The following is a 14,934-nucleotide window of genomic DNA, read 5'->3' on the forward strand; positions in this document are numbered from 1 at the left end:
AGACAATGATATATTCTATAATAGACTGTCCAATGGTTTTTCAACCTCCATTTTTCGTATCAAAACCTTAGCTTTATCATGAAGAAGAAATCATGTGGAATAAATTCTGATTAGTCAATAGACTCCACTTAATAGAGAACACCAACTCCTGGCATTTTCCTTCAACACTTAAGGTGGGTTCTTTTCAGTTTTTAGGCTGAGATAAAAAACAATTGATCAGATTTAAAAAAAGATAGGGTAAAAAACGCTATAACCAGAAGAGGCGACTTCTCTTAATCCAATGAAAAGCTCATAAAAATACCACCGGCCTGCTATCAACAGACCGGTGGTCTAGGGAAAACAAATTCTAAGACATAGCTCTTAACTATTCAATCCTCCTGACCTCCTTCTCCAAGGAGGAACCCGTTACTGAAGATAGGAACTGTACATTTCTTGAGGAGCTGTCATCAAAAGTCCCTCTTGGAGAAGAGGGATTTAGGGAGATTGACTGCCTCCAATAATCCTCCAACCGGTAAACGTGCTTTTTATTACTTCTCCGTAGTACACCTCAAAGACAAATCCAGTGCATCTGCTATCTTTGACCATCCAATGGCGGTAACACTTCCATCGTCATGGACGGGATAAAAAGCGCCTTCCTCAAAGGGACCCAAAGACTGCTGAGTGAGCCAGATACCATCAGTATTTCGGGTGATAGCTCCTTTAAAGGTTCCAATATGCTGCAGGGTCTCGCGATTAAATACTTGGAATTTATTTGCTTCACTTTCGTGCTGATCGGTGATAATCCAGTAACCGGATCCATCGTTGCAGCTGTATAGAGCGATACCTTCCGGTTCGCTTTCGAAATATATTTTAGGTATCGTTTGACCCGTGAAGTTTCCCTTGAGATCATAAATTTTTATCGATCGTTCGGAGTAGGCTTCGTCGGCTATCATCAATCGATTATGAGTACGGTCTGACCATATAGATTCTACTTTTCGCAGAACCCCTTCTCCGGAAATATCTCCAAACAGGTTGAGATGCTCACTCTGAAGTGTATCCGCGGTTAACGAAAATCGAAAATGATGGATACGCTCGTCCAGTTCGTCTTCGGGTGGATATCCTTCCAGCGCAGGGTTATAGTTGTCAGTCACAAATAGCTCATAGGTTTCCTCCCCGGTTCGATCCACCGTCAATCCATATGGTAGGCGGAGGTCTTCGTGCGTTAAAAATCCCACCGCTTGAAATTGAGGCAACTTCAGCACCTGGATGCGCTGGTTATCACGCTCAACGACCAATAGCAAGTCATCGACGACTGCAATTCCATTCGGTCGTTCAAACTCACCGGCATCGCTTCCACTGCCTCCAAACTGTTTAATAAGCGAGCCGTCGGTAGCATCAAAAGCGATGATGGTATCGCCTTCCTTCGCCGTTGCCAGCAGCCAGTGCTGGCCATCCGGTCCATGCCATACTGCAGGACTATCTACATTCTGGCCCTCATCCCTTTCGGTATGAAAGGCTTCTTCCAGCACAGCCGGTTCCTGGGCTTTTAAAATTTTTCCAGATCCTATTAATAAGATAGCTACAATTACTGCTAAAAAGGGTTTTTGTAAAATTATAGTCATTTTATTGAGACTTTTGAAAAATCGATGATTCACTCTTCGACTACATTCACCCCGAATACTCGGGGACTCATTGCGCTCAGACTGACGTCAGATTGAGCGCAACGAAACGTAGTGGAGTGAAGTCGAAGTCATGTTTTATTATAAATGAATTCCGCCATAGCGCCAGTGACCGCTCGTACTTGTTGCCATAAACAAGACTCCTGTCTGAGACAGAATTTGAACACTCATTAATAAAATTACGCTTCTACAAGCTGAGCTTTACGCCTCCCTTAACCTGGAAGGAATAGAACTCTTGCTGTTCTGGACGAGTAGGAGTGCCATTGTAGTAACGGAGAGGCTCGTTGGTCAGGTTTACCATATCAGCAAAAATCCTGATACCCGGGGTTACCTGCTGACTGAGTGAAATGTCGATCTGGGTATGCTTGTCGTAGTAACGATCATCAGCGCTGTTCTCCCGGATTTCTTCCACAAATTCACCACTGTAGTTCAGCGATATGCGACCGCTAAAGCCATACTTCTGATAGGACAAGGCAACATTTGCTACATCAGCGGCTTGTCCGGGCAGTGATACCGATCGGGCGGTCTCTCCTTCGGTGGTCAACTGAGCATCCGACCAGGTGTAGGTGTAGTTGGCGTAAATGCCGAATCCACTGGCAAAGCCGGGCAGAAAAGTCAGTTGCCGCTGCAGTGCCACCTCAAAACCAGCCAAGTCTGCTTCATCACCATTGATAGGCTGCGTAGCTTCATAACCTGAATACGGTGCATCATCATATTCAAAGTTAGCTGTGTAAATAAAGTCCTGGATGTTCTTGTAGAAAACACCTGCAGAGATCACCCCGATGCTACTAAAGTAATATTCTGCCATTAAATCCAGGTTCATCGATCGGGCGGGCTCCAGACCGGGATTACCCAGCTCGATCTCTTCATCCGGACGTGAGATGATACTATACGGAACCAAGTCAAAATAATTGGGTTTGGCATATGTATTGGTCCAGGCTAACCGCAGATTAGCATTATCACGGACGTTATACTTCAAGTGCACCATCGGAAGAATAAAATCGAAGGTATTTATATCGGAGACTGTAGGGATGGGCTGCACCAGCTCTTCGTTCTGATCATACTCTACGGTATTGCCTTCATATTCCGTTCGTAAATGCTCATAGCGGACGCCCAGAATGGTTCCCAAATTTCCCCATTGCAGGTCCGTCATCACATAGCCGGCATAGGTATCTTCGGTTGCATCATAGTCCTCTGCATTGGATGCCTCTGTGGATTCCTGCTCATCTCTTTCAAAATCAGCGGAATTATTCTCAAAAAGATCCCGCATGCTATCGGTTCCCGGGAAAAGCCCCACACCATTGGCATAATGGCCGGATAGATAGTCATCATCCCGAAAGTCACTAATTAACCCTTCATAAGTGGTATCTCCATTGTATCCATACACATCTTCGGTCAGCGCCCGGTCTTTACTTTTAAAACGACCAAGTCCACCCACTTTGAAGATCCCCGAAAAGTTATCCGACCAAGCAATTTCTTTACTGAGGTTCAGCCGTGCTGTAACATGGCGATCTTTGGTGAGTTCTGCCCCGTCGACAAATTCATCAAATTCATAAGTACCGTAGTTGTAGATTCCGGCCCCAGAAGGCGCATCGGGTGTTAAAGAAAACTGCGGATAATCTACGTTACTGCGATCAAAACCAACGAATTCGAGGTCTTCTCCCGCTGCATCTTCATAGGCTTGGGCATAAATAATTTCGCGATCCTCCGGTGTGTGTTGATCAGAGTAGGAGTAAGAAGCGCTGTAGTCGACCCTAAACCCATTGGAAAGTCCATGTTCGCCTCCCAAAGAAGTACTAAATATTTTCTGTTTCTCCAGTCGATCCTTGAATTCCCGTACGGCCTCATCCGTTGCGAGGCCCAACAGCCGGCGGTATTCCTGATCAGCAAAATAGTTGAAACTGGTATTCAGATAGAGTTGCGACTTTCGGTTAAACTGGTAATCAAAATTGGCAGTAGTCCCAAACCGCTCGCGCGTCAGCTCATAGTCGCGCAACTCCATCTCTTCGAGGGTACCTTCATCGTAGGCCATCTCGTTATTGTCGGAACCAAGCGAAAACTTGTTGTAATTAGCTCCGATCATATACCCGAATTTCCCTTCTTCGCCCAGGCGCTGGCCGTAGTTCAATGAAGCACGTCCGCCCACGGGCGAGAGGTCACTCACGTTATTGTGATAACCTCCGTTGAGCGTAAGGTTCAACACCCGGTCTTTGGTGACCGCTGACTTTGTTTCCAGGTTGACGGTACCGCCAATGGCATCGCCATCCATATCCGGAGTAATAGCTTTGGACACCTCGATACTGGCGAGCACGTCGGAGGGAATCATATCCAGTGCGATGGATCGCCCGTCGCCTTCCGGGGCCGCTATCTTTTCGCCGTTGATACTGATATTGCTAAGATTCGGACTGGTCCCCCTAATCTGGATGTACCGGGCCTCTCCCTGGTCGCTCTGGATGTTGATGCCCGGAATCCGTTTAAGCGATTCGCCTACATTCGGATCAGGGAAGGTCGAGATAAGCTCAGCGTCAATCACATTTTTAATGTTGAGGGCTTCCCTCTGCTCATTAAGCGCCCGGGCCTGTCCCTGCCGAACGCCCTGAACCATAATTCCTTCCATTTCCAGGAAGTTATCTTCCAGCTCAACTTCAACTTCCTCGGTGCCGTCATCGGCTATCTCAACTTCTACTTCTTGGGTCTCAAAGCCTAAATAACTAACGACAAGTACATAATCTCCTTCAGATAAGTTGTCGAAGAAGAATGCACCGCTGTTGTCCGTAACCGTGCCCAGCGATGTGCCTTTTATTTTTATGTTTGCGCCCGGCAATTTTTCGCCCGTGCGTTCACTTTCAACCTCACCCATCAGAGAGTGTCCCTGGCCAAAAGCAATGGTTGTAATTCCCATGAATATACATACAAGTCCCAGTAGTCGTATCCTTTTTACCATCTAATTATATCCAGTTTTACTTATTGTTTAACTGGCGGATATTACATGATGGACTTGTCCTAAATATTGGGAAAAGGTTATGCTTCTATCACTACTATGTAAGGAAATTGTTAAGAAAGGGTTTTCTGCACTATTCCAGTACGAATCGAAAGGTGATGGTCCCCCACTGAGACTCTTGGGGCACACCAGAGGGTAATCGGGAAAAGCGCCAGCTGCGTAGGGTTTGCATCACTTCGCGCTCTAATTCCGGATTCATTTTCTTGAGCGGGATAACGCGCCCAAGAGTGCCATTGGGCTTCACTTCAAACCGAATAGTAATGGTCGCCTCAGAATCAGTGGTATTATCGGGAAGAGGTTGAACCATAGGAGATCGCTCAATGTCGCCCTCCCACTGCAGTTCATAGGGCGCTGACTTCTCCTGCTCATTGCCCGTACCCTGGTCGGCTTCCAGCGAGCCCGTATTTCCTTGCACGTCTCCGCTGGTTTCGGCGCCTTCCTGCTGTACTTCATCCTGCTCGGTCTTAGGCGGAACAGTCACTTCTGTTTGTTCTTCAGCCGCTTCTTTTTTCTCCGGATCTACTTTGTCCGTCTCGGGGGTTTTGACTGCCTCTTCCTTAACCTGCTCTTTCTGGTCCGCCAAATCTACCTGTTTGGCTACCTCATCGGTTGTCTCCTGCTGCTCTTCCACCGGCTCGGGTTGTTCGGGATCCGGATTCTCAGGCTCCACGTCTGAAGGATCAGGCTGTGTGGCTACTTCTTCATTTTTTTGCTCGGCAAACTCGGCGGGACTCCCCGACTGGAGCTCTCCAAACTGGACATTAATGAAAGAAGGCCGCGCTTTGGTTTGAATGGTAAAAGTATATAAAAGGAAAACAATCACCAGCACTACATGCACCCCTCCCGTAACTATCAGGGCGAAGCGATCTTCTTCATGTAATTTTGGTAATTCCATGGGTAACTTATTGTGAGTTTTGTTCGGTGGCCATGACAATATTTAGCTCCAGGGCTTTGGCCACATTCATGACCCGTACAGCATTATCTACAATAGCATCTTTATCGGCTCGTAATACCAGGGTGCCATCAGGGTTTTCAGTTTTTGCATCCCGTAAAGCGGTGGTCAATTGCCCCATCTGTGTCATTTCGCCATTCACGTAGAACTCACCTTCTTTAGTAACTGCTACATTGATAAATTGAGAGTCCGTCTGAGCTCCTGTTTCTGCATTCGGAATATTCACTTTAATTCCGAAGTTAGTGACGAAAGAAGACGTCAGAAGAAAGAAAATTAACAGCAGTAGTACAATATCCGTCAATGACGACTGTGAAAACAGCGTCAACGGCTCCATTTTATCTTCATCTTTTCTAAAATTCATGCTTACACCTTCTGTGCTTCTTTTTCCTTTTTACGGGATGGCGACTGCAACAGGTCGATAAAATCGGCCGAAGCATTTTCTAACTCATGAACCGTTCGATTTATTTTACCCAACAGGAAGTTATAAAACCCATAGGCAATAATACCTACAATCAGGCCGGTAGCCGTAGTAATCAATGCTTCCCAAATACCGCCGGCCAATACACTTGGATTTACATTACCCTGCAGCGACTGAATATCCATAAAGGCTTCAATCATACCCGTAACCGTACCGGTAAAACCGATCAGCGGGGCCACACCGGCGATGGTAGCCAGCCAATTCATTCGCTTTTCAAGGTGATAAATTTCTTTCTTACCGGCGTTGCTGATGGCATCTTCAATATCACGGATCGACCGTCCAAGTCTACGAATACCCGCCTTAAGAATGCGCGCCAATGGCTTGTCGATTCCGTCGCAGTAAGTTAAGGCCCGTTGGCGGTCTCCATCCTTAAGCATGCCTTCTACCGTGCGCAAAAAGCCATCAACTTCGATGCGCGAGTTATTCAGAGAGCGCCAGCGTTCGGCGATCACAAAGATGGCCACGATAGACAGGATAAACAGGGGAATCATCAATACTCCACCTTCAGCCAAGAGCTCAAACATTGACATATTCTCTTGCTGTGCCGCCAAGCTCAGGCTATCAGCTACGGCAGACGTATCCATTCCCGTAGTATCGGGTTGCATCTGTATCCAAAATAAAAGTAAAGCTTGCATAAAATTGATTATCTATGTTGGTGTATATTGTTAAAAGCGGTTGATAAAGTTATTGCTTTTATACGGTTCGGGTAATTCTTGTACGGCCTCTGCGGCATCCTGAACCCGGAGAAACTGTCCAATCCCCACCCTAAAATAGGTTTGGCCATCCACCGATGCTTCATTGATTTTTGTTCTAAAGCCTTCACTTGCCAATCCTTGTTTTTTCTCTTCAGCCAGATCCATAGTCTGCAACGAATGAACCACAATAGTAAAATAACCCGTGTTTATATTCTGATTGAACTCGCCGTATAAGCCATAAGGCGTATCTTCAACGGTGGACGGTGGGGATTCATTGTTTACTGCTCCGGAAGTAGTCGGATTTGCTGAGGCGTCCAGGGCACTTCCCTGACCTTGCTCCTGCTCCGCTTCCGGGTTATCAGCAGGGGATTGATCTTGTTCGGTGGATTGGGGCGGCGCCGACGGATCCAGTGCTTCCGTTTGTTCCTCCACTGGCTCCTGGGGCGTATCATTTTCAGTACTACTTCCAAAAAGTCCCAGATCATAGGCCATCCACCCGGCTACTGCTAAAGCGACGATAACCGCTAATATTAAAATTGCTTTACCTAATGGATCTTTTTGCAGCGACTCATCCGTTTCATCTGCGTCTGTGGATGCTTCGCCTGCTAAAGCCGGCGCCTGTTGCTCCTGCTCTGCATGGCCTTCTTTCGATTGTTCTGCTTCCGGAACGCTGGCCTCTGTTTGAACCTCTGCCGTTACCTCCGGCTGTTTTTCCTCTTCAACCTCCGGTTCTGTTTTTTCTATCTGCTGTTCTTCGGGCAGATCTTTATAATCCAGCACTTCTTCCTCATTCCGGAAATCAGCAATTGGAACATCTCCGCCACCGGGCTCTTTGAAGGCACCGATCAACTCAATAGGCTTCATGCCGGTATATTTATTATTAACCTCAACCTGCAGAACATCAGCAGGCTTAAACTCTAACCGGTCATTGATAAATTCGAACGTCCCGAAACCCTTAAGGTGCAGTGAGTCCTCTTCCGTTTCGGCCTGCTGGATTCGATCGATCAGTTCTGCAAACTGTTCATCGATACGCCCCTGATCGAAACCGGTACGCTCAGCGAGCAAAGAGATTAATTGTTCGTTGTCGATGGTCATGTTTGTTTATTCTTCAGGGATAAACCGAATTTCATCTTTGGGGGGCATCATTACAACCCGCCCGTTATCATATTGTTTCTGGAACTGCTTTTGATGCTCCACATAGAATGATCCTATTCCATCAATCTCTATTTTATTTTTACACACTACCTGTTCTCGCACAACTTCTGCAAAGGCTTTCAGAAACTCCTCGTCCATCGTCCCAATGTATTATAATTTAAGAGTTATTCCACCGAAGATTTGGAGAGGCCGCTCCGTGTACCCCTCCCAGTCCTGGTACTCTTGATCCAGCAAGTTTACCACTTTTCCATATACGCCGATGTTATCCGTTATGGAAACATCCAACTTTCCCCCTACGAGCAAATAATCTTCCATATTCTGTCCCTGGTCATTTTTTCTGTTGCCCGTATAGTCTGCCCAACCTTCAACGGTTGCATGACTGAACAAACGCAGACCAAAACCAGATTTCAACCCATATTGCTCAGTAAAAGGAATCCGATCTCCATCTTTATCTTCCACCGATTGGGCATAAATCTTGCCGTTCAACCAAAATCTTTCAGGAACAATCTGATGAGAGGCCCCTGCGTATATCTCCGCCTTGGTGATATCTGCATAGCGTACCGAATAGTACAGACGATCATCGGATCCCGGAGATAGCTCTCGGCGTTCAAAAATCGGATGATTAGAAATGTCTTCATAACGGATTCCCCCGTTTAAAGATCCTACATCCGTTATCTTAATTTCTACATCTGCTGCCCCATACATCTGGTAGGTATGCCGGGAGGCATTCATAAACGTGGTTAAAAATCGGTTAGCTGTATGCAGCTCTTCTTCCGTTTTTACATAGGGCTTAGCGCCGGCCCGGGCCGTTAAAATGAAGGCTTCAGCCAACGGTTGCTTTATTCGCACTTTGGGGGCAAAGTAAACCTTATCCTCGAATGCATCGGAGCCGTAGTAGACGCTGGCATCCACCAGCAGGTCTGTTTCATATCCAATTAAACGATCATAAACGACCCCCGCATGGCCTGTCATCCACTGATCAGCGACAAGGCTGGTGCTGTAATCTCCAAACGTTCCCCCTAACTTGGCGCTAAAGGTCTCCTGAGGATTAGAACCGGCCCACTGTTTTACCAACAAACCACTGTACACTGCTTCTTCGGTTTTACCTGAAAGTTCTCCCCCCATCAGCTCAGCCTGATAATAACGAGCACTGGCCTGTACCTTCCAGCCTTCAACGCCGTTTTTAAGCCTTTCTACTTCTACTCCCAAATTAAATCCACCGTACTCTTTGCGAGGATTATCGGGAACATCCAACGAACTATTTAGGCCATACATACTGTTAAAGCTATTCTGCAGGCCCAGGTTAAAGCCAAGACGTGTCTGATCATCTACTTTGGCTGCGAATTCTCCGTTGGCCGTTAAAAAACGAAAACTGCTGGCTTGGTTTTCCAGATGTCCATCTGATGAGGAGAAATCGAGATCACCCCCGATATAGCTTTTATCGCTGGGCCTTGTCACACCCCAAAATTGGACCTCCGGACTTATAAAACTTCCGACTCCCGCACGAGCAAAGGCATTAATCTCTTCCGAATAATATAATGGGTTGTATTGTGGCGGGTTGGGCCGCGAGAGTTCACTAACCGATAAATTGGCTACGGCCTCTTCCTGACTCTCAATATAAGGTTTACGATCGGGATCAACTTTATAGATACGAGAAGCCGGTTCAAACCCTAAAATGGGCTGACGGCGCAACCCCGGAAACCGAGCCTTAAACTGGCTGCGTATTTCAATATCCTGTGGATCTATTTCCGGCAGCATAGAATCATCATCTCCTTGCTGATTTTGCGCAGCCAATGGAGATGCAACCAATGCTGTTATTACCGACAAAAAAACAATAGTTAAAATACGTTTCATGGATCGTTTGGTAAAGACTATGTGCCAGTGAAAATCATTTTAATGTAATAATTTTTTAGCAACGATTAATGCTTAATTGCCCTTTTCTTATACCTGCTTTAGGGAGTTCTGTTTCGAGAAATACACATTTATCTGATTTCTGATTGTATCACACAACGGGCTTGCCTGCTTTAGTTGAACGCATTTTATCAATAAATAGTACAAAAGGAGTAATACTTGCTACGAATATAACCATACTGGCATGGGTAACGGTAGCATAAGCAATACCGGTAACACCCGGTACAGCATATAATACCAGAAGCGATTGCTTTACAAAATAGTGATAGGTACCCAGTCCGCCCGGTGAAGGAATGGCAATTCCAATAGCTGAAATTACAGTAATGACCAGCGCATCCAGCATATCCAGGTCATAGGTTGCCTGCATGTCAAACATCCAGAACGGAATATAGGTCATAAGCGTGTAGCAGAACCATATCATGAGAGTGTAAAAGAGGAACAACCACCAGCGCTCTACCTTCCGCGCCGATAAAACACCGTCTTTAAACATCACCAAGGCTCCTTTTGCCCGATCTATCCAGCCTTGCAGTACCTCGAACTTTGTGCCCAGGTACAGAACAAAACGAAATAACAGGTAACCTATAGCTACGATCAACAATAAAAATAAAAGCGCCCAACCGTAGGTTAGGAGGCTGGATTCATTGGTCAAGAAGGCAATGGTCTCATCCCCAAATATTTGCTTTAACAAGCTTAAATCCGAAATCAGGTAGACGGATACCACACCCATCAGAAAAACCATAACCAGGATATCGAATATACGTTCCAGCACAATGGTCCCCATCAGCTTAGAGGTACTTAAGTCTTCCTTTTTGGCTACATACATCGGTCTGGAAACCTCGCCCAAACGCGGCCCTACGAGATTCATCAAATACCCCACCAATACTCCTGAAAAAAGGGTAACCCTGTCGAGATTCTTCTTGTCATGTTCAATGAGTAAACGCCAGCGTAAAGCTCTAAAAATATGGCTGCAAAATGCGGATATAGCAAAGGGAAGGATCCACCCAAACTGAATATCCTGAGCATATTCCCACACTTCTTGCAGGCGCACATTGCGAAAGGCCAACCAGAGAAACACCCCTCCCAATAATAAGGCAAGACTAATTTTCAAAAACCGTTTAAACATAACAGAGGGTTAGCCAATCTGTTCCTACTTTCAAATTTTTCATACCATCAGGCTTTTAATTCCGCATATCAACGACTTTGGCACCATCGGGGTAATCCAATAGAAAGGTTTTAGCTTCGGTGGCCATAAATTCTCCGTCGGAAAACCGGGTCGTAATTACATTATCCACGGGATCTACGGCCCTTATTTTCTGAGGTGTTAACTGCTTCGAAAGATAGATTTCTACTTCTTTATAAATGGCAAAAGGGTCTTCTGAGGCCAATCGAATATAATATTGATCATCGCGCCACTCTTCGGTAGTCACCGTATAGGTTGAATCGATGCCATTCAAGATCCTGGAAGGTGCAAAATCGTCTTCCGAAGGCTCATACTTGCTGATAATCACTCGATTGCGATTATTATCATATACCATGGAAGTTTTGCCATTGACCACCACGGATTGCTGATCGGTTCGAACCTTATATTGTGTCTCCCCGACCCAAATCCAGCCGTTGCTGGCCACTGTATCCCGGGTATAGGAATCTATGGATTGATGACGAAAATCGGCCGAAAAAACCTCTCCGGATTCAAATCGCTCTTTTAGTTCTTCAAATGGATTCTCCTGTGCATAAAGGGGGGTTGAAAGTCCCACAAAAAGCACTCCTCCTATAAAAATTTGTGCGACCTTAGCGACTAAATTCGTCCAATTCATCTAATAGTTGCTCTAATTCTTCTTCATCATCTACCAGCACATCACGCGCCGTGCTGCCCTGATAAGGCCCAACAACCCCGGCATTAAATAGTTGGTCAATAATACGACCGGCCCGGTTATAGCCTATTTTCAGCTTACGCTGAAGCAGAGACACCGACCCTTGCTGGTGCAGTACAATTACTTTGGCTGCAGCTTCAAAAAGCTCGTCAATATCATCCAGTGGATCGGGAATGCCGCTACTTGCGGATTCATCTTCATTAACTGGTAACTCGTACTTTTTATTATATCCGCGCTGATGACCAATAAATTCTGTAATCTCTTCGACCTCTTTGGTCGAGACGAAGGCGTTTTGGATACGTGTCATACCCCCGCCGTTGGTAAACAGCATGTCACCACGACCAATAAGCTGGTCGGCTCCACCGGTATCCAGGATGGTTCGCGAGTCCACTTTTGATGCCACCTGATACGCAATTCTTCCGGGAAAGTTAGCCTTAATAGTACCGGTAATAACGTTTACAGAGGGGCGCTGCGTAGCTACTACCAAGTGGATCCCAACGGCCCGTGCCAACTGCGCCAGCCGGGCGATAGGCTCTTCAATCTGCTTCCCGGCCGTCATCATCAGGTCAGCCAGCTCATCAATAAGCACCACGATATAGGGCAAATGTCTATGCCCCTCTTCTTCATCCAGCTCTCCATTGTCAAATTTTTCGTTATAAGCTCGTATATCGCGGACCATGCCGTCTTTAAGGAGATCGTACCGTTCGTCCATCTCCATCGTCAGGCTTTCCAGTGTTTCTTGCGCCTCGGTGGTATCCGTTATGATCGGCTCTTCCGCATTGGGAAGGGTGGCCAAAAAGTGCTCTTCAATTTTTTGATACAACGAGAGCTCAATTTTCTTGGGATCAATCATCACAAACTTAAGATCATCCGGATGACATTTATACAGCAGACAGGTAATGATGGTATTCATACCTACCGTTTTACCGGATCCCGTTGCCCCAGCGATCAGCAAGTGCGGCATCTTGGTGAGGTCGACCATGAAGACTTCATTCTCAATGGTTTTTCCAAAGGCCAGCGGCAGCTCGAAGTCGCTTTCTACAAATTTCTTGGTATTGAGCACCGACTTGATAAACACGGTTTCGCGAGCCCCGTTAGGCACTTCAATACCTACCGCTGAACGGCCGGGGATGGGAGCCATAATACGCAATCCTTTTGCAGCTGTTGCCATCTTTAAGTCATTGGCATAGCTCTCAATCTTACTAATCTTGACGTCAGGAGCAGGATCCAATTCATAAAGTGTTACCGTAGGCCCCACAATGGCATTAATGCTTCGAATCTCAATCTTGTGCCGCTTAAGCTTATCGAGAATAATGCGCTTATTCTCCTTAATTTCTTCAAGGTCAACCTCATTACCCTCATTGGGTGGAGAGTCGAGCAGATCTATCGTAGGGAACTTATATTTTACTTTGGGAACCTCTTTCGCTTTGTCCTTATTTTGCCGGTCAAGCTCTTTGGCGTCGGCCTCTTCATCGCCTTCTCCCACATAAACAGAAATGTCGACATCGTCTTCCTCTTCGGCAATCTTTTTCTTTTCAACATCCGCACGTGGACGCTGGTCCAGCGACTGTACTTCCTCTTTTTGTTTACGCAATCGCTCACGATCCTGCTCCTGCGACTGTTCTACAATTTCATCTATGGTTCGTTCTTTAGGTTCAGGCTCCTGTGGCTGATTATTCTGAGTGCGGGGCTTCTTCTTTTCCACTGAGGATTGGCTGCGCATCTGTTGCTCGGCCTTCTGTCGCTGCGCTACTTTTTTCTGTTGGGCTTCGGCTTCTTTCTGTTCAGCTTCAGCCTCTCTCTGCTGCTGGCGGGCCGCTTTCTTATCGCGCCGCTCTTCCTGCCATTCAGCAAATGACGTTTTGATATCGGCCATCCAACCCTTAATGGTATCCACCGTTGTTTGCAGATCTCGATCCAGCAGGGCCAGGACCGTAGTAACCAACAGCACACCCAAAATAATAATGGATCCGATACCCGTAATATTTTGAAGCACACGCGCCGTGGCAATACCTGCTGAACCACTCCATACGGATGAATACCAATCATATTCATTATTAAACCACCCCAGGATAGAAGAAATCAAGACCATGCTCCAGATGGCATAAGCAGTAGGCCAAAGCAGCTGCCCTGTTTCTCTATTGCGAAAAATAAACCATCCGTAAAATAGTATAACTATCGGAATGAGGAGACTTATATATCCGAATAACCTGTAAACGAAAAAATGTGACAGGTACGCACCTACAACGCCCAGCCCATTCTGGATGCGCAAGGCGGGGCCTCTGTCAATGCTAAGCAAACTTTCAGCAGAAAGGGATTGAATAAGGTTATAATCGGAAGCGTGGTAACTCAGTATACTTAGCCCAATCAGACCACCAACGGCCATAATTAAAATACCGATTATTTCCATTTTTCGGGATTCCGTGAGACCTCCCAAAAAATTTCCCGAGCTATTCTTTTTCGCCATGGAAATCTGAAATAATTCCTTCTTTCATTACAGGAAGAACTTTTAGCTCATTACGCTTACAACAATACCTCAAATCATCTTCACTCACAATATCCTTTAAACGGATAGCATAATTTGAGTTTCTTATTGCATCTTCTATATCATCACCAATTTTTTCATAAAGACCAAAAGCTACTTTGGCTCCATCTTGCACATATTCCGGCAATGTACCATTTACAAGCTCAGCAATAATATTGCCAGCACAAAGTAGATCCTCAAGGGCCAGCCTGCCTCTCCAGCCGGCGCACACCAGAGTAATATCATTTTCGATAGACTGCAGGTACTCTACAATGGTGTTTAAATTCAGAAAAGAACCAATAACCACTTCGGTCGCTAACCCCGATCGTTTGATAGCTTTGGTACCGTTGGTGGTATTAAAAATGATGGTCTTGCTTTCAACCTTTTCAGTGGTATAGTCAAGTGGAGAATTACCAAGGTCGTAGCCTTCAATCTTAACTCCATCCTTTTCACCGCTTAACAGGTAGTGAGGGGAGTCGAGATTCTGTGATATCTTGCTGGCATCGCCCATATCTCCTACCGGGATCACTCCTTTGGCCCCATTATGCAATGCCGTAACTATGGTCGAGCTGGCGCGCAGTACATCAAGCACCACTACGGTCCTATCTCTAAGATCTTCCTCTTGAAAGGATTGCGAGGAAATAAATACGTCTAACTTGTTATTCATCAATCGTCTTCAGTTAAAAAAT

Annotated in this window: 12 protein-coding genes; all 12 read right to left on the bottom strand. The window is 46.0% G+C overall.

Features of this window, described 5'->3' with window-relative positions; genetic code table 11:
* Window positions 1-527 precede the first annotated feature (527 nt).
* The gene (locus J6I44_RS16285) at window positions 528-1,601 is read right to left on the bottom strand and encodes an NHL repeat-containing protein (protein ID WP_265767217.1); all 1,074 of its coding nucleotides are present in this window, start codon (window positions 1,599-1,601) and stop codon (window positions 528-530) included.
* Between the two features lie 244 nt (window positions 1,602-1,845).
* Window positions 1,846-4,560: a TonB-dependent receptor gene (locus J6I44_RS16290; RefSeq protein ID WP_265767218.1), complete on the bottom strand. Its 2,715-nt coding sequence runs from the start codon at window positions 4,558-4,560 to the stop codon at window positions 1,846-1,848.
* Between the two features lie 172 nt (window positions 4,561-4,732).
* Window positions 4,733-5,554 carry a TonB family protein gene (locus tag J6I44_RS16295; protein WP_265767219.1) on the bottom strand — a complete coding sequence of 274 codons (822 nt, stop codon included), beginning with the start codon at window positions 5,552-5,554 and terminating at the stop codon, window positions 4,733-4,735.
* Between the two features lie 7 nt (window positions 5,555-5,561).
* Window positions 5,562-5,972 (bottom strand): ExbD/TolR family protein, encoded by a 411-nt coding sequence (locus J6I44_RS16300; protein ID WP_265767220.1) that lies wholly within the window; start codon window positions 5,970-5,972, stop codon window positions 5,562-5,564.
* Between the two features lie 2 nt (window positions 5,973-5,974).
* Complete coding sequence (locus J6I44_RS16305; protein ID WP_265767221.1) at window positions 5,975-6,724, bottom strand: MotA/TolQ/ExbB proton channel family protein; 750 nt, start codon at window positions 6,722-6,724, stop codon at window positions 5,975-5,977.
* Between the two features lie 30 nt (window positions 6,725-6,754).
* Window positions 6,755-7,879 (bottom strand): SPOR domain-containing protein, encoded by a 1,125-nt coding sequence (locus J6I44_RS16310; RefSeq protein WP_265767222.1) that lies wholly within the window; start codon window positions 7,877-7,879, stop codon window positions 6,755-6,757.
* A 6-nt stretch (window positions 7,880-7,885) separates the two neighbouring features.
* Entirely contained in the window at window positions 7,886-8,077 is a 192-nt protein-coding gene (locus J6I44_RS16315) for an HU family DNA-binding protein (protein WP_265767223.1), read from the bottom strand.
* Window positions 8,078-8,089: 12 nt separating this feature from the next.
* Window positions 8,090-9,793 (bottom strand): TonB-dependent receptor, encoded by a 1,704-nt coding sequence (locus J6I44_RS16320; RefSeq protein WP_265767224.1) that lies wholly within the window; start codon window positions 9,791-9,793, stop codon window positions 8,090-8,092.
* 148 nt (window positions 9,794-9,941) lie between these two features.
* Window positions 9,942-10,973 carry a lysylphosphatidylglycerol synthase transmembrane domain-containing protein gene (locus J6I44_RS16325; RefSeq protein ID WP_265767225.1) on the bottom strand — a complete coding sequence of 344 codons (1,032 nt, stop codon included), beginning with the start codon at window positions 10,971-10,973 and terminating at the stop codon, window positions 9,942-9,944.
* Between the two features lie 55 nt (window positions 10,974-11,028).
* Window positions 11,029-11,664: a LolA family protein gene (locus tag J6I44_RS16330; protein ID WP_265767226.1), complete on the bottom strand. Its 636-nt coding sequence runs from the start codon at window positions 11,662-11,664 to the stop codon at window positions 11,029-11,031.
* The gene (locus tag J6I44_RS16335; RefSeq protein ID WP_265767227.1) at window positions 11,639-14,188 is read right to left on the bottom strand and encodes a DNA translocase FtsK 4TM domain-containing protein; all 2,550 of its coding nucleotides are present in this window, start codon (window positions 14,186-14,188) and stop codon (window positions 11,639-11,641) included. Before J6I44_RS16335 ends, J6I44_RS16330 begins: the two co-directional genes overlap by 26 nt.
* Window positions 14,172-14,912, bottom strand: coding sequence for a 2-phosphosulfolactate phosphatase (locus J6I44_RS16340; protein WP_265767228.1), 741 nt, complete (start codon window positions 14,910-14,912; stop codon window positions 14,172-14,174). Before J6I44_RS16340 ends, J6I44_RS16335 begins: the two co-directional genes overlap by 17 nt.
* Between the last annotated feature and the right edge of the window lie 22 nt (window positions 14,913-14,934).

Origin of the sequence: Fodinibius salsisoli, assembly GCF_026229185.1 — a bacterium.
GTDB lineage: Bacteria > Bacteroidota > Rhodothermia > Balneolales > Balneolaceae > Fodinibius > Fodinibius salsisoli.

What these genes read in the sequence shown, in the direction of transcription:
- J6I44_RS16285 (WP_265767217.1), bottom strand. Translation starts at nt 1,601, where the DNA reads ATGACTATAATTTTACAAAAACCCTTTTTAGCAGTAATTGTAGCTATC.
- J6I44_RS16290 (WP_265767218.1), bottom strand. Translation starts at nt 4,560, where the DNA reads ATGGGAATTACAACCATTGCTTTTGGCCAGGGACACTCTCTGATGGGT.
- J6I44_RS16295 (WP_265767219.1), bottom strand. Translation starts at nt 5,554, where the DNA reads ATGGAATTACCAAAATTACATGAAGAAGATCGCTTCGCCCTGATAGTT.
- J6I44_RS16300 (WP_265767220.1), bottom strand. Translation starts at nt 5,972, where the DNA reads ATGAATTTTAGAAAAGATGAAGATAAAATGGAGCCGTTGACGCTGTTT.
- J6I44_RS16305 (WP_265767221.1), bottom strand. Translation starts at nt 6,724, where the DNA reads ATGCAAGCTTTACTTTTATTTTGGATACAGATGCAACCCGATACTACG.
- J6I44_RS16310 (WP_265767222.1), bottom strand. Translation starts at nt 7,879, where the DNA reads ATGACCATCGACAACGAACAATTAATCTCTTTGCTCGCTGAGCGTACC.
- J6I44_RS16315 (WP_265767223.1), bottom strand. Translation starts at nt 8,077, where the DNA reads ATGGACGAGGAGTTTCTGAAAGCCTTTGCAGAAGTTGTGCGAGAACAG.
- J6I44_RS16320 (WP_265767224.1), bottom strand. Translation starts at nt 9,793, where the DNA reads ATGAAACGTATTTTAACTATTGTTTTTTTGTCGGTAATAACAGCATTG.
- J6I44_RS16325 (WP_265767225.1), bottom strand. Translation starts at nt 10,973, where the DNA reads ATGTTTAAACGGTTTTTGAAAATTAGTCTTGCCTTATTATTGGGAGGG.
- J6I44_RS16330 (WP_265767226.1), bottom strand. Translation starts at nt 11,664, where the DNA reads ATGAATTGGACGAATTTAGTCGCTAAGGTCGCACAAATTTTTATAGGA.
- J6I44_RS16335 (WP_265767227.1), bottom strand. Translation starts at nt 14,188, where the DNA reads ATGGCGAAAAAGAATAGCTCGGGAAATTTTTTGGGAGGTCTCACGGAA.
- J6I44_RS16340 (WP_265767228.1), bottom strand. Translation starts at nt 14,912, where the DNA reads ATGAATAACAAGTTAGACGTATTTATTTCCTCGCAATCCTTTCAAGAG.